Genomic DNA, 18,367 nt, shown 5'->3' on the forward strand with positions numbered 1-18,367 from the left:
GCGCGACATATTGGTCCATGATGTCGAACGACGAAGCGCCGCCCGTCCCCTCGGCCCAATCGCCCGCCGCCGCCATCGCGCCGAGTTGCTGGATGTCCGCCCCAAAGAAGGGTCGTCCCTGGAAGACCATCTTGAAGCCATTATAATTGGCGGGGTTATGGCTGCCGGTTATCTGGATGCCGCCGTCAACATCCTCCAGAACGGCTTCCGCATAATATAGCATCGGCGTCGGGCCCATTCCGACCGAGACTGCATCAAGCCCGCTGTCGTTGATGCCCCGGATCAACGCCTTTTCGAGCATCGGCGAGCTGGTGCGGCCATCATAGCCGACCGCGACCTTTTTGCCGCCTGCCCTGCCCAGCAGTGTCGCAAAGCCGCGACCGATGGCATAGGCATCCTCCGCCCCCAAGGTTTCGCCGATGATACCGCGGATGTCATATTCGCGCAGCGAGGTTGGGTGGAAATTGTGCGGCATGGGAGAACTCCGGTTCAATCGTATCCGGAAGCCCCTAACCCTTTTTCCTTTTCAAATCATCCAGCAAAAGGTCGCGCGCTTCGTTCAATTTACGTTTGCGTTCATCGCCATCGCCGCGATCGGGATCGTTTTTGGAAACAAGCTCCTTGTGCCGCGCCCTGATCTTCTCTGCATCGTCATTCGCCGAAACACCAAGCAACCAGCGCGCGGCGGCCAGTTCATATTCGCTGCTCGGTATCTGCCGCAATTTCGACAGGCGCAGCGTCATACCGCGGAACCAGAAAACACCGACACCGATGGCCGGAAGCCCCAGCAGCCATGCGCCGCGCAGCGATAACACCGCGCCGGCAATCACCAGTGCCAACGGCAACAACTGCTTTGGCATTAATTTCCCCGACCACAGCCCCCATCCAATTCCGGCAGCGACGAGGAGGAGGAAGGGAATCATCAGACCAGCTGCGGCTGTGCGAATTCGGGGAGGGCGAGCGCCGAGACCAGCTCACGCAATTCCTGCCGCGCGACAATGTGTGCTGTGCCAAGATTGCCGAGATGCCCCTTATCTACCAGTGTCAGCCCTGACGGGAAGAGTTCGCGATAGATGACGCGTTCGTTGAGTCCCGGCACGACCCGAAAACCCGCCCGCTTTGAGAGTTCAGCAATCGCATCGGTCATGCGCTGCTGGTTGCGCGCCTCCATATTGTGCAGGCGGTTGCGCAACACCACCCAGTCAATCGTCGTGCCATCGGCGCGGGCGCGGGCCATCCGCGCTTCCCACATCAGTTCGGCATAGAAGCTCAGCTTCTTGACCTTGAAATTTTCTGCATCGACGCGGCCCATCAGATCGAAATCGATGAAACTGTCGTTGATCGGTGTGACCAGCGTGTTGGCGCGCGTCGCGACGAAGCGCGCATAGGGATCATCACGACCTGGCGTATCAAATATCAGAAAATCGCTGTCAGCTTCCAGCCGGGCAATCTGCTCTTCAAGCCGCGCCTGAGATTCCTGTTCGAAGACGTCAAAGACCGGAAGCGGCAGGTTGATATCGCGTCGCGCCATCGTGTCGCGGCGGTTTTCGAGATAGCGGTACAGCGTACGTTGGCGCGAATCGAGATCTAGGCATGCGACACGAGCTCCGCGCGAGGCGAGGCCAATGGCAACATGAATGGCGGTGGTCGACTTCCCCGTTCCGCCTTTTTCGTTTGCAAATACAATATGATGTGCCTTGGCCATGTGCCGGCTTTACCCCTGGTTCCGAAATTCGTCTTGCACAGTGCTGTGCGCGGCGCTGTATGCGATGACCTGCCATAACCAAGGCCCAAATGACGTGCAAACCATCAATAGGTTAACCGAGCTTCGCGCCGCCACCCGAGCCATAAAAGCTGCGGATAAGTCTCTGGCACTTGTCCCGACCATGGGCGCACTCCATGCCGGGCACCTCCAGCTGGTCGAGGAAGCGAAACAGCGCGCCGATGCAGTCGCAGTATCGATCTTTGTGAACCCGACGCAGTTCGGTCCCAATGAAGATCTCGACGCCTATCCGCGTATGCTGGATGAAGATTCCGCCAAATTGCGCGCTGCCGGGGTCGATCTGCTCTGGGCGCCGCCGGTCAGCGAAGTCTATCCAGAGGGTTTTGCCACAAAGATTCACGTCGCTGGGCCGAGCAGCGGTTATTGCGGTGGCGCACGTCCAGGCCATTTCGATGGCGTCGCGCTGGTGGTGACCAAATTGTGCAGTCAGGTCGAACGCGATCTCGCCTGCTGCGGCGAAAAGGATTCCCGGCAGCTTGCAGTGATCCGCCAGTTCGTGCGCGACCTAGATATCAATGTCGAAATTGTCGGCGTCCCCATCGTACGCGATGCGGATGGCCTCGCGCTGTCATCACGCAACGCCTACCTCTCCGCCGAAGACCGCCAGGCCGCACTTACCCTGCCGCATGCGTTGCAGAAGGCACGCGAAGCGATCCTTTCGGGCGACGACGTAGCCTTGATTCTCTCCGATGCGCAGAAAGCCATATTGGCCGCCGGTTTCGCCAATGTGGACTATTTTGCCTTGGCTGACGCGCAAACGCTTGCTCCCGTTTCGGCGCTCACTGGACGGCCACTGCGCTTGCTGGCTGCGGCCAAGATCGGGAAGACACGGCTGATCGATAATCTCGCTGTAGAGTAGCATTTCTCCATCGCGGATTAAAAAAGTTCGATTCGCGTTAACCATTTATTAGGCACGTTCGAGCGAACACTCCCTTCGACAACAGAGGGGATTTTGTCATGGCCAATAGCCTGAAAAGTGCGACCTTTTTAATGGAAAGCCGGATGGAGGACGCGGCACGGGGCAGTGCTGGTGCGTTGTTCGATCTGGGGGTAGCCTACTCAACCGGAAGTGGCGGCATCGATGTCGACCTGGTTGAAGCACATAAATGGTTCAATCTGGCAGCACTCAACGGAAACGAAGAAGCCGTCTATTGCCGCGCCGAAATATCCGACGAGATGACCGCACGCGAAATTGCCGAAGCGCAGAAACTCGCCCGCGCTTGGCTGAACGAAAATATGCGTCGGGCAGCTTAGGCAAATTAATTGAGTAAAGGCTGGTGGAGCCGAGGGGAATCGAACCCCTGACCTCGTCATTGCGAACGACGCGCTCTACCAACTGAGCTACGGCCCCGTTCCAGCATCACGAATATAGGAAGCGCCCGCGGCGCTTGCCAAGGTATTTATTGATTCTGCAGAGCCTGCCACGCGGCAAAAGACTGCGCCAGACGTTCGGCAGCAATATCGCGCCCGGCACCGCGATCGAGCCCGAGCGAGGCCGATAGCGGGCCACCCATCAACGAATCGCCTAGAGCCAGCAGCACCAGCTCCATCGTCAATTTGTGCAGATTGCCATCTTCGTGGCCGCCCTCACCCACTTCATCAACGAGGCGGTGGATCGCCTCTACCACTGGATTGAGCGCGTCTTCATTCCCGCTAAGCAGCATCCATGCCGCAAGCGCCCCGGCTCCTGCCTTGTCAAAATGGTCAAATATCATGTCGACCAGATCGCGTGGGCCAATATCGCCGCCGCGGAAGCGATGAATCTGCTCGCCAATGTCGATGCAGATCGACTCGGCATGATAAGCGGCCAATTCACGCTGCAAACCAGATGCTGAACCAAAATGGTGAAGCAAATTGGCATGCGTACGACCGATCCGTCCGGCAACCGCCTTCAAGGTAACCGCCTGCGGACCTGCCTCCATCAATATGTCACGCGCGGCCTCCAGCGCCGCAAGGCGGCTGGCCTCTGGTGACAGGCGTTTGCGTGCGACCGCTTCACCCTTGATCGGGAATTTCACTATTGACATTGATGTTAGTTACCCTAAAAGCCCTGTACTGTAAAGCCTTCCCCATCTGCAAAGGGACAACTCGTGAACGCTCCTGTCAAGATCGACACCGAAATAGCTGTGCAAAAAGCGGTTCCGACACCTGCTGACCTGACAATAACTCCGCGCGACCGCCGCTTCGGACGTAGCGAAGGCCATGTACAGGGCCGCTGGTGGAACAATGGCAACCCCTTTGCCACGGCCTTCTTCAACGCCCTCTCCACCACTTTCCCAAAGGGAGAGGCCTTCTTCATCGAAAGCGTGAAGGCATTCCGCGATGGCGCATCGCCCAAGCTGGCCGAGGAAATCCGCGCCTTTACAATGCAGGAAGTGATGCACACGCGCGAGCACGTCGCGTTCAACCGCCGTGTGGTCGATTCGGGCTATGATGTGACATTCCTCGACGAACAGGTCGATCATGTGCTGGAGCTGATCAAGACACGCCCGGCCATAGTAAATCTGGCAGCAACCATGGCGCTGGAGCATTTCACTGCGATCCTCGCCCGCGAATTGCTTGAAAACCCAAAGCATCTGGATGGAGCAGATCCCGAGGCCGCCGCATTGTGGCGTTGGCACGCAGTCGAAGAAATCGAGCATAAGGCAGTCGCCTATGATACGTGGTTGCACGCAACCAAGGGCTGGAGCCGCTGGCGCCGCTGGAAACTGAAATCGATGATGATGCTGGTCATTACCACCCGCTTCATCCCTGAACGGATCAAGGGCATGCTCAATCTGCTAGAGCAGGATGACATCACCGGCTGGAAAGCGAAGCGCGGCATTTTATGGTATGCGTTTGGAAATCCCGGCATGTTCCGCAAAATTTTGGGGGCATGGGCCGCTTATTTCCTGCCAGGTTTCCACCCGTGGAATAGCGATGAAAAGCACCTGATTGCGCGCTACGAGGCCGAAAATCCCGTCGCGGCGTGATTTGGCGTTAACGCCGCAACACGTTGAGCAAACTGTAAAATCGCTAATCCTTCCCCGGGATTAACCTTTCCCGTTAAGCGGGGTTTATCTCGCCGCGCCTATTCTGGGCTGCATGGATCAGACCAACAGTTTGAGCGTAGTAGCAGCCTCACCAGAGGAGCAAACGGGCACACAGCGTATGCATGTGCGCCAGTTCCGCGCGAAACCGGCACAGCAAGCTGCACGGCACTGGGTGCGCGGTGACATGTTTGCGACCGCCTTCCTCAACGCCTTGTCGGTCGTATTTCCGCGCGGCGAAGCCTTCATGATTGAAGCTTTGCGTCCCTGGAAAGACCGCGCCGAAGGGCAACTGGCACAGGACATCGCCACGTTCATTACGCAAGAAGCCGCACATAGCCGCGAGCATGTCGGCTTTAACAAGGCGATTATTGACGCAGGCTATGACATCGAGGCGCTTGATCGCGCGATCAAGCAGTTCGTGTCCTTCTTCTCAGGTTGCGGTGAAGTCACCAAATTGGGCGCAACAATGTGCATCGAGCATCTGACCGCGATCGTTGCGGCAGAGATCCTCAAGAATCGCGAGCATCTGGAAGGTACCGATCTCGAACTCCGCAAACTGTGGCTCTGGCATGCGGTCGAAGAGGTCGAGCATAAGGCAGTCGCCTTTGACGTCTGGATGTTCGCGACCCGCGAGTGGAGCGGCGCGCGGCGCTGGTTGACCCGCAGCGCGCTGCTGCTCGCGGTATCGCTGAGCTTTTTCATCAACCGCACGCGCGGGCAGGTCGAACTGCTCCAACAGGATGGCTTGTCCAAGTCGAAGGCCTGGTGGCAATGTATCCGTCAAGGTTTTGCTAAGGGTGCGATTGGACGAAATGTCATGGCCCCGTGGGCCGAATTTTTCCGCCCCGGTTTCCATCCGCACCAGATTGATGACAGCGAGCTTTTGATTCGTGGAGAGAATATGCTCGCGGCCATCAAACTGGTGACCGAAGGGAACGCAGGCGATGTCATACGAACAGCCCCTGCCATTCGTCATAAGCGTGCCGTCAACGCCTAAGCGGCGCGCAAAGCTTCACCCATGCTGGGTCGAACTCGCCACATTGACATAGTTTCGGAACAGTCGCTGTCACTGCCCGACAGATCCTGCTCATACAACACAGTCGTTGCGGCATAGCCCCGACCTGCGCTGAAACGCTCCTCACGCCGACCGGTCTGCCTGAAACCCAGTTTGCGCAAAACAGCACCTGATGCGGGATTGTCGATGAAGTGCGAAGCCACCAGCTTTTTGTGGCCGACTGTCTTCGCAATATCGACCACGGCACGACCTGCCTCGCTGGCAAAGCCGCGGCCCCAATAGCTGCGCGCAATCCAATAGCCCATCTCGGTGGCATCATCGCGTTCGCTGAGGCCGCAAGCCCCGACGATGACTGGCGCGCCCTCGGTGCGCAGATACAGGATGAATGTCGGGAACAATTCGGCTTGTTCACCGCCAACAAAGCGCAGCGCATCCTCGAACGAATAGGGCCAGGGTGCTTTCGCAAGATTGCGGACGATGCCTTCATCGGCGATTGCACGATAGAGCGGGCCCGCATCTTCGGGCCAACTGGGTCTCAACAACAGTCTTTCGGTTCTTGCGAACATGGTCTCTCTCCTGACCTGACGGCTGCCCCTTGAAACTATTTAGTGACAGCCTTGTGAAATTTTCCACGCCTGATGGGGTGGGGTGCAGGGAGAATGGGGCAAAAAGAAAGGGAGCCGGATGACCCGTCTCCCTTGCGCGATGGGAGGTGTTGCCACGCTCCCCGGGTCGTCCAGACGGACAACCCTTCTTGGTTGTCCTATGTTATTCGGCTGCCATCGCCATAGTGTCCACCGACACATATTTGCGGCCGAGTTTACCGGCGTGGAATCGGACGCGACCTTCGACGAGTGCGAAAAGGGTGTGGTCCTTGCCCATGCCAACGCCAGCGCCCGGGTACACTTTGGTCCCGCGCTGACGCACGATAATATTGCCGCCGATCACTTCCTGACCGCCGAACTTCTTCACGCCAAGGCGACGACCTGCTGAGTCGCGACCGTTACGGCTGGAACCACCTGCTTTTTTATGTGCCATGGTCTAAACTCCTGCGATTATTCAGCGGTTTTGGCTGCAGCCTTTTTCGGCGCGGCCTTTTTGGCGGGGGCGGCTTCATCAGCCTTTGCTTCAGCCTTGGGGGCAGCAGCCTTTTTGGGCGCGGCGCCACCAACGGCAGTGATGCGAAGCAGCGTCAGCGACTGGCGATGGCCCTGCTTGCGGCGATAGTTATGCCGACGGCGCTTCTTGAAGACGATGACCTTTTCGCCACGCTCCTGTGCAATGATCTCGGCCGAAACGACCAGACCCTTGGCGTCCTTGATCTCGCCACCGTCGCCCGCGAGCAACACATCGTCCAGCGACACGGTGTCACCAGCTTCTCCGGGCAGCTTTTCAACTGCGATCTTGTCTCCGGCGGCGACGCGATATTGCTTGCCGCCTGTGCGCACGATAGCGAACATGGCTTTATCTCAATCTCTTTATATCTGCTTTGTGCCCGTTTTCCGGGCTTTTCCAACGCGCAACAACGACACGCGAGTCCCGAAGGCCCGCATTGGAAGGCGCGCAGCTAGTTTATTGAGTCGGCTTTGTCAACGGTCTTCGCCGCAAAATTCGGCGGTTTCCGGGCAATGGGTTGCGCAAGCTTGCCTGCACGCTGCAGGCCGCCTAAACCCTCACGATGTCCCGCGTAAACAATCCCGCTTATTCCCTGCCCGTCATTGCCGCTTTGCTGCTGGCAGGCTGTTCGCTGCCTGAAGGAGAATTTCCATCGTTGGCGAAGCGGCCATATGAAACCAGCCAACCGGTGAGCGAACCATCAGCGGAACCGGAGCAGTTGACGACAACTCTTCCTGCCGATGTTACCGCAGCAGTTAATCTCTTGCTTGCGAGGCATCAAAAGGCAGAATCAGCCTTTCGTACCAATCTCGAAGGCGTCCGGAAAGCCGCACAGTCAGCGGCTGGATCGGCAATCGGATCAGAAAGCTGGGCATCGGCAGAGGTTGAACTTTCCAGGCTGGAGGTAGCACGTGGCGATTCAGTCTCGGCACTGGCCGAACTGGACAAGCTGATCGCCGACCAGCGGGAACGGGGGGCCGATTCGGGCCTGCTTGGCCTGCTCGCGGAGCCACAATCCCGCCTTGTAGCGGAAGTCGCTGCACAAACCGCGGAAATCGAGGCTTTGGCCCGCCTTATTGGCTAAACTGCCTGCATAGCTATGTCGCTTGACGATCACGCTGCATCGCAGCAATCCTCAAGCCATGAACCGCACCGCGCCGCAACCTATCCAGCAAAACCCGGACATCCGCTTTCTTGGCAAGATGCTGGGCGATGTCATTCGCGCTTATGGCGGGGAGAAACTGTTCCGGCAGACCGAATATATCCGTGCAGCCAGCGTGGATCGGCATCGCGGCGTCGAAGGTGCGGTCGATACCGGTCTGGAGGCATTGAGCCTTGATGACACAATCGCCTTCGTCCGCGGCTTCATGCTCTTCTCACTGCTCGCCAATCTGGCCGAGGACCGGCAGTCGAACTTGCAGGAAGGCGGGGCAACACTGGCGGAAGCAGTCGAGCGGCTGCAGGGCGAAGGCATAAGCCCCACACAGGTTGGCGAACTGCTCGGGCAAAGCCTGATTGTCCCCGTGCTGACCGCACACCCCACCGAAGTCCGCCGAAAGAGCATGATCGACCATAAGAACCGGATCGCCGCATTGATGCGGCTACGCGATGCGGGGCACGACGTGACCGAATCGGGCGACCGGATCGAGGATGCAATATACCGCCAGATTGCCCTCCTCTGGCAAACTCGACCGCTGCGTCGCGAGAAACTGGTTGTCGCCGACGAGATCGAAAACGCTCGCGCCTATATGGAGGATGTCTTCCTCGTCGCCCTGCCCAAACTCTATGCGCGCTGGGAGCGCGATCTGGGCATGCGCCCGCCCTCTTTCCTGCGCCTAGGCAGCTGGATAGGCGGAGACCGCGATGGGAACCCGTTCGTCAACGCCCAGACGCTCGACACCGCCTTGTCGCGCGGGGCCGCAACCGTTTTGGGTCATTATCTCGAATGCGTCCACCATTTGGGGGCTGAAATCTCGATCTCATCGGAATTAGCGCATGTACCGCATGCGGTGCTCGATCTGGCCGAAGCGAGTGGCGATGTGGCGGCAAGCCGAACTGACGAGCCCTATCGCCGCGCGCTTTCTGGCGTTTATGCCAGGCTTGCTTCGACCTATGTCCAGATTGTTGGCGAAGCACCGCCACGGCCCTCGCGGCTGGCTGGCACCCCTTATTCGTCCCCGGACAGCTTCCGCCGCGACCTTGTCGCCATTGCATCAGCACTGGCGTCGGAAGGCAAAGGCGCACTTTCCAGTGGCGGGGCATTGGGGCGGCTGATTCGTGCTGTTGAAACTTTCGGATTTCATCTGGCAACGCTCGACCTGCGCCAGAATAGCGATGTGCACGAACGGGTGATTGCCGAACTGCTCCGCGAAGCCGGCGTTGAGCCCGCATATCTCGAACTCGACGAAGCAGCGCGCATCGCCCTGCTGACCAAAGAGTTGGCGCACAACCGCCCTCTTTGCGGAGCAGCCACAGCACTAGGCGAAGAAGCCAATACCGAACTCGCCATTCTCCACGCGACGGCGCATGCGCACGACACCTTCGGGCGCGGTGCCATTACCACTTATATCATCAGCAAGACGACCAGCCTGTCTGATTTGCTCGAGGTCTATGTTCTGTTGAAAGAGGCCGGCCTCTATCGCATCGATGCCGACGGCAAGACCGAAGCTCCGATCATGGTCGTACCCCTCTTTGAAACCATCGGCGACCTTGAGGCCGCACCTGCCATTATGACTGCCTTTTTCGAACTTCCGGCCATGAAATCGCTGGCACGGGCGCGCGGGCATCAGGAAGTGATGATAGGCTATTCGGACTCGAACAAGGATGGCGGATATCTGACCTCGACTTGGGGCCTCAATCAGGCCTCGCTGGCGCTGGCTCCCGTATTCGAGGCAGCCGGTGTCACCATGCAGTTGTTCCATGGCCGTGGCGGCGCGGTCGGACGTGGCGGTGGTTCCGCCTTTGGTGCAATCCAAGCGCAGCCACGGGGCACCGTCAATGGCCGCATCCGCATTACCGAACAGGGCGAAGTCATCGCCGCCAAATATGGCACGGTCGACAATGCCGTCGCCAATCTCGAAACCATTGCCTCTGCAACGCTTCTCGCTTCGCTGGAACCCGATCCGGTGCCGAACGCAGACGCGGACCGTTTCTCAGCGGCGATGGACCAACTATCGGCGAACGCCTTCGCCGCCTATCGCGGGCTGGTATATGAAACGGACGGCTTCACCACTTTCTTCCGCCAGATGACCCCCATCTCCGAAATCGCCACGTTGAAGATCGGATCGCGCCCGTCGAGCCGCACCAAGAGCGATCGGATCGAAGACCTGCGCGCTATTCCCTGGGTCTTCAGCTGGGCGCAGGCCCGCGTGATGCTGCCCGGCTGGTATGGCGCAGGACAAGCGCTGGCTGATTTCCAAGATAAAGGGCTGTTGCGCGCGATGGCACAGAGCTGGCCCTTTTTTCAGACCATCCTCGCCAATATGGAAATGGTGCTCGCCAAATCCGATATGGAGATCGCCGCACACTATGCCACGCTGGTCGAGGACAAAGCACTTTCCGAGCGGCTATTTGGTGAAATACGTTCGGGCTGGAATTCGGCGCATGACAGCCTGCTTGACGCGACCGCGCAATCTGCACTGCTAGAGGCCAGTCCCTCGCTCAACAACTCGATCCGGCTGCGCATGCCCTATATCGAACCGCTCAATCACTTGCAGATCGAACTGATGAAACGGCACCGTTCGGGAGAAGACGACCCCCGGATCGCCGAAGGCATCCAGCTTACGATCAACGCTATAGCGACGGCTCTCAGGAACAGCGGCTGAGGTCCGGCTTCGATAAACGCGCATCGCCATTCGACCAGCGGAGAAATTGCGTATTCACCATCGCGCAGTGGCTGGTAAAGCTCGCCCAATCGATCAATCCGGAGCTTTCCCATGCGTGTCACCAAAACTGCAATTTCCGCCGTCGCAATCGCAATAGCCACTCTGGGTGTTGCGACACCTTCACTGGCACAGAGTGCGGCCACCGCACAGCAGACTGAAACCGACCAGAATGCTGCGATCATGGCGTTCTTTGACGAAGTCGATGCGGAACAACTTGCGCAGTCTCCGCTCAGCAAATCCTATCGCGGCATCAAAGACAGTGATTATGGCAAGTGGGACGACGGCTCCGAAGCGGCCGAAGCGCGCGCTATGGAGGCAGGGCGATCTGCGCTGAAAGAAATGCGCGCGCGTTTTGATCCGGCCAAGCTTTCGCCGGAAAATCGGCTGTCCTACCGCCTGTTCGAAAAGCGCGCTGCGCGCAGCGAAGCTGCGTACCAATATAATGATTACGGCTATATCTTTGACCAGATGAATGGGGCGCAGAGCCAGATCCCCGCTTTCCTGATCAATATACACCGCATCGACAGCAAATCGGACGCGCGTGCCTATATCAATCGCCTCTACGGAATCGGCCCCGTCCTGAACGAAGCCATTAGCCAGGCGAAGTCGCGCGCAGCTAAGGGTATCATGCCGCCGAAATGGGTTTACCCCTATGTCATCAGCGACGCCCGCAATGTGATCACTGGTGCCCCCTTTGGCGACGGCGCCGACGCGCCGCTGTTTGCGGATTTCAAGGGCAAGGTTGCCAAGCTGGCTATCAGTCAGACCGAAAAGGACCTGCTGATTGCTGACGCTGCGCAAGCGCTGACCACTTCAGTGAAGCCCGCTTATGAAGCACTGATCGCAGAAATGACCGCACAGGAGAAAGTCGCCGGCACCGATGACGGTATCTGGCGGTTCAAGGATGGCGCTGGCTATTATGCTCAGTTACTCGGCAATTACACCACTACCGACATGACGGCGGACCAGATCCACAATCTGGGCCTCGCGCAGGTCGCCCGCATCCATAAGGAGATGCAGGTCGTGCAAAAGAAGATGGGCGTGAAGGGCGGCCTCAAGGCTTTCTTCAACTATATGCGCACCGAACCCAAATTCTACGCGCCCGATGGCGAAGAAGGCCGCGCGCTGTATCTGGCCGAGACGCAAAAGGCCTATGACGCCGTCAAGCCGTTGCTGCCCAAATGGTTCGGCGTGCTGCCACAGGCTCCATTGGTCGTGAAACCGGTAGAAGCTTTCCGCGAAAAATCCGCCGGCAAGGCATTTTACCAGCGCCCGGCACCCGATGGTTCGCGCCCGGGCACCTATTACGCCAATCTCTACAAAATGTCCGATATGCCGCTGACCGAGGTCGAGGCGCTTTTCTACCATGAAGGTGTTCCCGGCCACCATTTGCAACTGGCCATCCAGACCGAGCTCAAAGACGTTCCGGCATTTCGGAAATTTGGCGGCGTGACCGCCTATAGCGAAGGCTGGGGGCTCTATTCGGAGAAGCTCGCCAAGGATATGGGGCTTTACACCGATCCGGCGCGCGATTTCGGCAGGCTGCAGCTCGAACTGCACCGCGCCATCCGTCTCGTCGTCGATTCAGGCCTGCACCACAAGCGCTGGACGCGTGAACAGGCGATCAAATATGTCGAGGAAAATTCGGCAGATGCGCCGGGCGGCATTGTGAAGGCGATCGAGCGCTATATCATCTATCCGGGTCAGGCGACCGCCTACATGGTCGGCCGCCTGAAGATCAGCGAACTGCGCGACAAGGCGCAAAAGGCACTAGGCAAGAAGTTTGATGTGCGCGGTTTCCACGATACCGTGCTGAAATCCGGCCCGGTGCCCCTCGATGTGCTCGAAGAGCAGGTCGACGCTTGGATTGCTTCGCAGAAGAAAGCTTAAAGCGGTACCATCCGGACCCGGAGCCCATCCTTGGGCTTCGGGATCGGCCAAGCCTGCCATGCAGGCTCGTAGCCTTCTGTCACCTCCACGCGCACCTGCGTCAGCAAATGGTGCATGAACAGCTTCATCTGCATATAGGCAAAGTGCAGACCGAGGCACATATGCGCGCCGCCGCCAAAGGGAACCCAGGCATATTTGTGCCGCCCCTTTGAATTTTCCGGCGTGAAGCGCATCGGATCGAAGACTTCCGGATTTTCCCAATATTCGGGCATCATGTGCGTTACCGTCGGATTGATGCTGACGGTGGTTCCCTTCGGGATGGTGTAGCCCATGAATTCGAAATCCTTGAGCGCACGGCGCGGGATTGAGGGTACCGGCGGGATCATCCGCAGCGATTCCTTGAAGGCATATTCGGTCAGTTCAAACGCATCGAGCTGATCGGGCGAAATCGCGCTGCCGGCAGGTGCGATCGACAGGCATTCAGCGCGCACCTTTTCCTGCCATTCGGGATGCTTGGCGAGCAGCCAGATCATCGAGGTAACTGACGATGTGATGGTGTCGTGCGCCGCCATCATCAGGAAGTTCATATGGTCGATGATCTCGCCATCGCTCATATACTGCCCGTCATCGCGGGTGGCGCGGCAGAACTGGCTGAACATATCCTGCCGGTTGGGGTTGCGACGGCGTTCCTCGATCTGCGGGCCGAAATAGTTGATCAGATACTTCCGGCCAGCCACGCCGCGCCCCATCTGGGTGAAGGGAAGCGGGCGACGCACCGGCGAAATCGAGGCAGCCACCATGTCTACAAATGCCTTGTTGATCTTGTCCGCCTCGGGCCCCAGCGGCACGCCGAGAAAGGCGTCGGCGGCAACATCCAGCGTCAACTGTTTGATCGCCGGATAAAAGAGCATATCGCCGCGCCATTTGGGCAATTGTTCGGCAAAGATGCGGTTCATGTCGGCGACATATCCGCGCATTGGTTCCGGCTTGAACGCAATGCCCAGCGCGCGCCGGTCCATACGGTGATGGTCGAAATCCATCAGCATCAGGCCGCGCGGGAACAGCAGGTTCAAGACCGGTCCCCAGCCTTGCTCGGATGAAAACAGCTTTTCGCGATCGAACAGCATCAGCTCGTTCGCCTCTGCCCCGATCAGCGACAGATTGACCGCGCCAAAAGCGCTCGACCGGTACACCTTGCCATATTTGCCGATCATGTAATTGATGAAGGCAGGCGGATCGCGCAGGATGCGGAAGGTGTTGCCGATGAACGGCAGGCCATTCTCGCCCGGAATATGGTCGAGCGATTGCGGTGTCGCGCGGGGCGTCCAATGCGGGTTTGCGGCTTCGCTGCTGGCAAGGGCCATGGGAGATCTCCGGTCGGTTTTAATTATTCGATTAACTCGCTTACTGCCATTAGTGTTAACAAGGTGCAAGCAGGTTGCAGAAGGTGGTTACAAAGCTGAACGGCAGCCAACAGACACATTCAGATGCAATTCAACTGGCGAAGCGCAATCCCGCACTTACGATGGACCGTGCCTGCGAATCGGCCAGCTGGGAAAGAGAGCCGACGGGTACATATTGGGGTAAGTTTTATGACGGGAATGCGTGCAAAATTGGCCGCGCGGATCGCAGCACTGGGGGCGGCGACTATGGGTCTTTCGGCCTGCTATTATGATGCAGGTGTCGGCCTTGGCTATTATGACGATGGCTATAGCTATTATGACGACGGCTATGGCTGCGATCCCTACAGCCCGTTCGACAGCTATTATGATTGCGACTATCGCGGCGGTTTCTACAACATAGGCTATGGCGGTGGCTGGTATCAGGATTACTGGTATCCGGGCTATGGATTTTACATCTTCGACCGTGGCGGCAAACGGTACAAGATGTACGATCATCATCGTCGCTATTGGGGTAGCAAGCGTCACGAATGGTATCGCGAACATCATCGCAATCGTGACGGCCATGATGGACGTCGGGGTCATGACAAGGAACGTAATTATAGCAGCCGTGCCAATGGCAATACAGGCTGGTCTGAACCGCATGGCGGCCGTGTCGAAGACCGTCGCCCGCGTGATGGCTATCGCGAACCCAATGCGGTCGGCAAAAGTCAACCCGATGTCTGGCAGCGCGACCGTCGAGGCGACGGTCGTGGCGAGCGGCGTCGGGATGACATGCAAAACGGCCGTGACGCAGTACAACAAGTGCCGCCCGTTGCAGCGCCATCGGTTCCTCAAGCCGGAAGAGGCGATGGCCAGAATTGGCGCCGAGGTGGCGAGAGATCTGCGCCCCGAATTGGGGACGGCAATCGGCGTAACCCGCAAACGCGGCCTCAGCAACAAACACCGCAGTCCGCTTCTCCTCCGGCTGCGGTTCCCCAGCCAAGGGCAGCGACGCGTGCTCAATCTGATGTGGGTGGTGGACGCGGACGGCAAACCATAGATCGTGGTCCGCGCGAAAATTAGGGTCAAAAAAAGCGGTCGTGCCGGGGGGCTGGCACGACCGCTATAATCCAGGGAACAGATGACGGTGCCTGCGTGGTTGGCTACCGTGGTGGACCAGATCGTCCCCGGATATCCGAATTAACTTTCGCCTTCCCAGCGGCCCAGCTTCTTGCCGGTTTTGCGTGCCTCAATGGCTTCGTCCGCCACGCCGGTCAGATAGTTCAGATGCGCAATCCGCGCCTGCTTACGCGCCGAAGGCGTCAGGCTGGCCATTGACGAGACGACCGATTTTGGATCGGCATCGGTCAATCCAATCACCATCGCGAGGAATACCGAGGCAAAACCAAGCGATGTAATTGCGACCATTGCGGTGTCGGGCGACATTATTTCCTCCTGAACAAAAGACCATTTTTTCTAGTGAAGAAACTTATCGCCATTGCTGGTTAACTTCCTGCCGCGATGCGCGGTTAAACAAAAATTAGGCATGAAAAAAATGGGGCGCCCCGCAGGACGCCCCACTCCTAATAGCATTCTGGCCAGACTTATTCGGCAGCGATCGCCAGCTCAACGCGTTGTGGACCACGAATGAGTCCGCCAGGGTAAACACCCAGGCATTCGCCATTTTTGAAAGTAATTTGCCCCGATTTGATCGTGCAGACATAACCGTCGGCCTTTTGCAGCAGACGCTTGCCGCCTGCCGGTAAATCGAACGCCAGCCAGGGCTTGCCAAGCTTGATCTTGTCGAAATCGATGATGTTGATGTCGGCAAGAAAGCCGGGCGCAAGAACGCCGCGATCTTCAAGACCATAAAGCACCGCGGTGTCGCGGCACTGGCGCTTGACTGCATTTTCAAGGCTGATCCGCTTGCCGCGTTTGCGGTCGCGCACCCAATGCTGGAGCATGAAAGTCGGCGAGGCCGCATCGCAAATGGTGCCGCAATGCGCACCGCCATCGGAAAGCGAATTCACCGTATCATCTGATTCCTGCAAAGCCTCAAGGAAGTCTAGATTTCCGTCGGCATAGTTCAGGACCGGGAAATAGATGAAGCCCTTGCCATCATCCTTCATCAGCAGGTCATAGGCATATTCGATGCCCGATTTTCCTGCCGCTGCCGCACGCGCCATGATGCTATCTTCGGCTGTCGGTTCATAATCGAAATCCGGGCCCATTTCATATTGCACCATCCAGCCGCCGGCGATGATGCGATAAAGGTCAGCCACATCGACATCAGGGATTTCCGACGGCGTGTCGATCATCCGCTGGCGGAATTCGGGATCCTTGAGTTTCGCCAGTTGCTGTTCCCAAGGCAGGGCGTCAATTTCTGCCCAGACGGGCGAGAAACGGAACGGGTGTACCGTACCCTGCCACGCCATGATGATGCCATTGCCGCGCAAGGCAATCTGCGCGACGATATTGGCGCCATTGTCGTTCTGTGCGCGCATTTCGGAAATCTGCTCGTGTAGCGGCAATTCCTTGGCAATCGACTGGAGCGCGGCAAAGGTGACAGGCAGGCCGGTTTCGCGGCTAAGCGCGCCCATCCATTCAAATTCTTTCCACTCACGCTTCAGGTCAGATGCCATTTCGAACACGCCATAGCCGACGCGGCCCATGCCGCGCCCGATTTCGATCAGTTCCTCCGCGGTTGCGGTGGTGCCGGGCACCAGCTCACCGTCGATAGACTTGTGCAGAATCGTGCGCGAGGTCGAGAAGCCTAAGGCCCCTGCCCGCACGCCTTCTTCGACGATGCGCGACATTTCGGCGATATCATCGTCGGTCGGTATGGCCCCGGGCTGTTCACGGTCACCCAGCACATAGGCACGCACTGCTCCATGCGGTACATGCGTACCGATATCGACGGTGCGCGGCATACGCTCCAGCTCATCGAGATATTCGGGGAAGGTTTCCCAATTCCAGCTCATGCCCTCCGACAGCGCAGTGCCCGGAATATCCTCGACGCCTTCCATCAGGCTGATCAGCCATTCGTGACGGTCGGGCTTGGCAGGCGCAAAGCCGACGCCGCAATTACCCATCACCACAGTCGTTACGCCATGCCAGCTTGAAGGCGCCATTTCCTGATCCCAGGTAGCCTGGCCGTCATAATGGGTGTGCACATCAACCCAGCCGGGCGCGACGATCATGCCGGTGGCATCAATCTCTTCCTTGCCGCTGCCGCTGACTTTGCCAACCTGGCTGATCAGCCCGTTGTCGATTGCAATATCCCCTGTGAAGCGCGCTGCGCCCGTGCCGTCGACGATCGTTCCGCCGCGGATAACCATATCATGCATGGCCGACTCTCCTCCTCTAAAGTGCAAGGAGGCTATCATATTAAGCGTTCGATTAAACCCCTATTCGGCAGGATGCGCCGGGGCGTTCGCCCTCACCCGTGAACCGAGCAGCGCGCGGAGGCGATTGAAGGCGCGCGTAATCAGGGCATTGCGATCCGCCCATGCAGCATATTCAGCATAGGCAGGATCGCTCATCAGATGCTTTTCCTCGGTCTTGGCGCGCCAGTAATAGACGGCGCTGACCAGCGCGAGCAGCGCCGTATTCCGCACCATATCGGTCATGCTACCGCTCGTGACCAGGAACGGCATTGTCGCCAGCCACCAATAGGCATTTTTGCTGACATAAGCGGGATGCTTGGTCCAGCTATAGGGACCGTGGGTCAAGATTCCGCGATGCGTCAGGTTCGAAAAGCGCAAGCCGAAGGCAACGGTCGCCCAGGCATAGATGGCGGTCAGGATGACGAGGACTGCACCCCATATCCATAACAGCGCGGTCTGCCCTTCGAACCAATAGGCCCAGTCGCTGGTCGCGACATGATAGTCGAGCGGGCCGCCATTGTTCATCAGGATGAAGGGTGGATAGCAGATCAGCGCCGCGACCCAGCCCGAGAGATAGGGGTTGGCGGTGCGGATATGCGCATCCAATGGCTTCATCGTCAGGGCATAGCCAACCGTCGCAAACTGCACATCGACCACGAACATCGTCGTGATCAGGGCATTCGCCAGCCAAACCGGATTCTGCCAGATCTCGGTGAAGTTCATATTCACCAGATCGCGGAAACCCGGCGGCACGATCGAGACCATGAAGGCGAGGAAAAAGCTCTTCACCGCCCAGGCGCGCAGATGGTGGCGGATTTCCTCGCCATCCCAATCGTCACGCCCTGCGATCCATGCTCCGAAATGCCAGCCACCATCGCG

18 protein-coding genes, 1 tRNA gene and 1 pseudogene are annotated in these 18,367 nt (G+C 58.3%); 8 read left to right on the plus strand and 12 right to left on the minus strand.

Annotation, left to right across the window (positions count from 1 at the left end; all coding sequences use genetic code 11):
• The 3 genes and pseudogenes from Q0239_RS12825 to Q0239_RS12835 form a co-directional block, all read right to left on the minus strand.
• A pseudogene (locus tag Q0239_RS12825) lies at nt 1–475 on the minus strand (phosphomannomutase); the annotation flags it as partial.
• 34 nt (nt 476–509) lie between these two features.
• Nucleotides 510–860 carry a hypothetical protein gene (locus Q0239_RS12830; protein WP_298603478.1) on the minus strand — a complete coding sequence of 117 codons (351 nt, stop codon included), beginning with the start codon at nt 858–860 and terminating at the stop codon, nt 510–512.
• Between the two features lie 62 nt (nt 861–922).
• Nucleotides 923–1,705: a division plane positioning ATPase MipZ gene (locus Q0239_RS12835; protein ID WP_298603482.1), complete on the minus strand. Its 783-nt coding sequence runs from the start codon at nt 1,703–1,705 to the stop codon at nt 923–925.
• Between the two features lie 94 nt (nt 1,706–1,799).
• Between Q0239_RS12835 and panC the strand changes: the two genes are divergently transcribed.
• Both panC and Q0239_RS12845 read left to right on the plus strand, forming a co-directional pair.
• Nucleotides 1,800–2,642: a pantoate--beta-alanine ligase gene (gene panC / locus Q0239_RS12840; protein WP_298603484.1), complete on the plus strand. Its 843-nt coding sequence runs from the start codon at nt 1,800–1,802 to the stop codon at nt 2,640–2,642.
• Nucleotides 2,643–2,740: 98 nt separating this feature from the next.
• The gene (locus Q0239_RS12845) at nt 2,741–3,037 is read left to right on the plus strand and encodes a hypothetical protein (RefSeq protein ID WP_298603486.1); all 297 of its coding nucleotides are present in this window, start codon (nt 2,741–2,743) and stop codon (nt 3,035–3,037) included.
• Between the two features lie 21 nt (nt 3,038–3,058).
• Here Q0239_RS12845 and Q0239_RS12850 read toward each other — a convergent pair.
• Both Q0239_RS12850 and Q0239_RS12855 read right to left on the minus strand, forming a co-directional pair.
• Nucleotides 3,059–3,134, minus strand: a tRNA-Ala gene (locus Q0239_RS12850).
• Nucleotides 3,135–3,183: 49 nt separating this feature from the next.
• Nucleotides 3,184–3,810, minus strand: coding sequence for a TetR/AcrR family transcriptional regulator (locus Q0239_RS12855; protein WP_298603488.1), 627 nt, complete (start codon nt 3,808–3,810; stop codon nt 3,184–3,186).
• Between the two features lie 63 nt (nt 3,811–3,873).
• Here Q0239_RS12855 and Q0239_RS12860 point away from each other — a divergent pair, with 63 nt between their 5' ends.
• Together Q0239_RS12860 and Q0239_RS12865 are read left to right on the plus strand one after the other, a co-directional pair.
• Nucleotides 3,874–4,755, plus strand: a complete 882-nt coding sequence (locus Q0239_RS12860; RefSeq protein ID WP_298603490.1) for a metal-dependent hydrolase — start codon at nt 3,874–3,876, stop codon at nt 4,753–4,755.
• A gap of 130 nt (nt 4,756–4,885) precedes the next feature.
• On the plus strand, nt 4,886–5,812 hold the full coding sequence (locus tag Q0239_RS12865) for a metal-dependent hydrolase (protein WP_298603492.1): 927 nt from the start codon (nt 4,886–4,888) through the stop codon (nt 5,810–5,812).
• On the opposite strand, the gene Q0239_RS12870 is transcribed toward Q0239_RS12865, so the two are convergent.
• The 3 genes from Q0239_RS12870 to rplU all read right to left on the minus strand — a co-directional run bounded on the left by Q0239_RS12870 (nt 5,809) and on the right by rplU (nt 7,290).
• On the minus strand, nt 5,809–6,396 hold the full coding sequence (locus tag Q0239_RS12870; protein ID WP_298603493.1) for a GNAT family N-acetyltransferase: 588 nt from the start codon (nt 6,394–6,396) through the stop codon (nt 5,809–5,811). The genes Q0239_RS12865 and Q0239_RS12870 overlap by 4 nt on opposite strands.
• 202 nt (nt 6,397–6,598) lie before the next feature.
• The gene (rpmA, locus tag Q0239_RS12875; protein WP_115547506.1) at nt 6,599–6,868 is read right to left on the minus strand and encodes a 50S ribosomal protein L27; all 270 of its coding nucleotides are present in this window, start codon (nt 6,866–6,868) and stop codon (nt 6,599–6,601) included.
• Between the two features lie 17 nt (nt 6,869–6,885).
• On the minus strand, nt 6,886–7,290 hold the full coding sequence (gene rplU / locus Q0239_RS12880; protein WP_298603497.1) for a 50S ribosomal protein L21: 405 nt from the start codon (nt 7,288–7,290) through the stop codon (nt 6,886–6,888).
• A gap of 218 nt (nt 7,291–7,508) precedes the next feature.
• Here rplU and Q0239_RS12885 point away from each other — a divergent pair, with 218 nt between their 5' ends.
• From Q0239_RS12885 to Q0239_RS12895, 3 genes are all read left to right on the plus strand, one after another.
• The gene (locus Q0239_RS12885) at nt 7,509–8,030 is read left to right on the plus strand and encodes a hypothetical protein (RefSeq protein ID WP_298603499.1); all 522 of its coding nucleotides are present in this window, start codon (nt 7,509–7,511) and stop codon (nt 8,028–8,030) included.
• A gap of 58 nt (nt 8,031–8,088) precedes the next feature.
• The gene (gene ppc / locus Q0239_RS12890) at nt 8,089–10,770 is read left to right on the plus strand and encodes a phosphoenolpyruvate carboxylase (RefSeq protein ID WP_298603501.1); all 2,682 of its coding nucleotides are present in this window, start codon (nt 8,089–8,091) and stop codon (nt 10,768–10,770) included.
• Nucleotides 10,771–10,881: 111 nt separating this feature from the next.
• Nucleotides 10,882–12,720: a DUF885 family protein gene (locus tag Q0239_RS12895; RefSeq protein WP_298603503.1), complete on the plus strand. Its 1,839-nt coding sequence runs from the start codon at nt 10,882–10,884 to the stop codon at nt 12,718–12,720.
• Here the strand turns inward: Q0239_RS12895 and Q0239_RS12900 are convergent.
• The gene (locus Q0239_RS12900; protein WP_298603505.1) at nt 12,717–14,084 is read right to left on the minus strand and encodes a cytochrome P450; all 1,368 of its coding nucleotides are present in this window, start codon (nt 14,082–14,084) and stop codon (nt 12,717–12,719) included. The genes Q0239_RS12895 and Q0239_RS12900 overlap by 4 nt on opposite strands.
• A 228-nt stretch (nt 14,085–14,312) precedes the next feature.
• On the opposite strand from Q0239_RS12900, the gene Q0239_RS12905 reads away from it, so the two are divergent.
• Nucleotides 14,313–15,185, plus strand: coding sequence for a hypothetical protein (locus Q0239_RS12905; RefSeq protein WP_298603507.1), 873 nt, complete (start codon nt 14,313–14,315; stop codon nt 15,183–15,185).
• A gap of 117 nt (nt 15,186–15,302) precedes the next feature.
• On the opposite strand, the gene Q0239_RS12910 is transcribed toward Q0239_RS12905, so the two are convergent.
• The 3 genes from Q0239_RS12910 to Q0239_RS12920 form a co-directional block, all read right to left on the minus strand.
• Nucleotides 15,303–15,548, minus strand: a complete 246-nt coding sequence (locus tag Q0239_RS12910; RefSeq protein WP_298603509.1) for a hypothetical protein — start codon at nt 15,546–15,548, stop codon at nt 15,303–15,305.
• A 158-nt stretch (nt 15,549–15,706) separates the two neighbouring features.
• Nucleotides 15,707–17,449 (minus strand): amidohydrolase family protein, encoded by a 1,743-nt coding sequence (locus Q0239_RS12915; RefSeq protein ID WP_298603511.1) that lies wholly within the window; start codon nt 17,447–17,449, stop codon nt 15,707–15,709.
• Nucleotides 17,450–17,509: 60 nt separating this feature from the next.
• Nucleotides 17,510–18,367 (minus strand): isoprenylcysteine carboxylmethyltransferase family protein (locus Q0239_RS12920; protein ID WP_298603513.1); only part of this gene is annotated, 858 nt, incomplete at its 5' end.

It is taken from the genome of uncultured Sphingorhabdus sp. (assembly GCF_937872355.1).
In the GTDB taxonomy this organism is placed as follows: domain Bacteria; phylum Pseudomonadota; class Alphaproteobacteria; order Sphingomonadales; family Sphingomonadaceae; genus Sphingorhabdus_B.

What these genes read in the sequence shown, in the direction of transcription:
- Q0239_RS12830 (WP_298603478.1), bottom strand. Translation starts at nt 860, where the DNA reads ATGCCAAAGCAGTTGTTGCCGTTGGCACTGGTGATTGCCGGCGCGGTG.
- Q0239_RS12835 (WP_298603482.1), bottom strand. Translation starts at nt 1,705, where the DNA reads ATGGCCAAGGCACATCATATTGTATTTGCAAACGAAAAAGGCGGAACG.
- Q0239_RS12845 (WP_298603486.1), top strand. Translation starts at nt 2,741, where the DNA reads ATGGCCAATAGCCTGAAAAGTGCGACCTTTTTAATGGAAAGCCGGATG.
- Q0239_RS12855 (WP_298603488.1), bottom strand. Translation starts at nt 3,810, where the DNA reads ATGTCAATAGTGAAATTCCCGATCAAGGGTGAAGCGGTCGCACGCAAA.
- Q0239_RS12870 (WP_298603493.1), bottom strand. Translation starts at nt 6,396, where the DNA reads ATGTTCGCAAGAACCGAAAGACTGTTGTTGAGACCCAGTTGGCCCGAA.
- rpmA (WP_115547506.1), bottom strand. Translation starts at nt 6,868, where the DNA reads ATGGCACATAAAAAAGCAGGTGGTTCCAGCCGTAACGGTCGCGACTCA.
- rplU (WP_298603497.1), bottom strand. Translation starts at nt 7,290, where the DNA reads ATGTTCGCTATCGTGCGCACAGGCGGCAAGCAATATCGCGTCGCCGCC.
- Q0239_RS12885 (WP_298603499.1), top strand. Translation starts at nt 7,509, where the DNA reads ATGTCCCGCGTAAACAATCCCGCTTATTCCCTGCCCGTCATTGCCGCT.
- ppc (WP_298603501.1), top strand. Translation starts at nt 8,089, where the DNA reads ATGAACCGCACCGCGCCGCAACCTATCCAGCAAAACCCGGACATCCGC.
- Q0239_RS12895 (WP_298603503.1), top strand. Translation starts at nt 10,882, where the DNA reads ATGCGTGTCACCAAAACTGCAATTTCCGCCGTCGCAATCGCAATAGCC.
- Q0239_RS12900 (WP_298603505.1), bottom strand. Translation starts at nt 14,084, where the DNA reads ATGGCCCTTGCCAGCAGCGAAGCCGCAAACCCGCATTGGACGCCCCGC.
- Q0239_RS12905 (WP_298603507.1), top strand. Translation starts at nt 14,313, where the DNA reads ATGACGGGAATGCGTGCAAAATTGGCCGCGCGGATCGCAGCACTGGGG.
- Q0239_RS12910 (WP_298603509.1), bottom strand. Translation starts at nt 15,548, where the DNA reads ATGTCGCCCGACACCGCAATGGTCGCAATTACATCGCTTGGTTTTGCC.
- Q0239_RS12915 (WP_298603511.1), bottom strand. Translation starts at nt 17,449, where the DNA reads ATGCATGATATGGTTATCCGCGGCGGAACGATCGTCGACGGCACGGGC.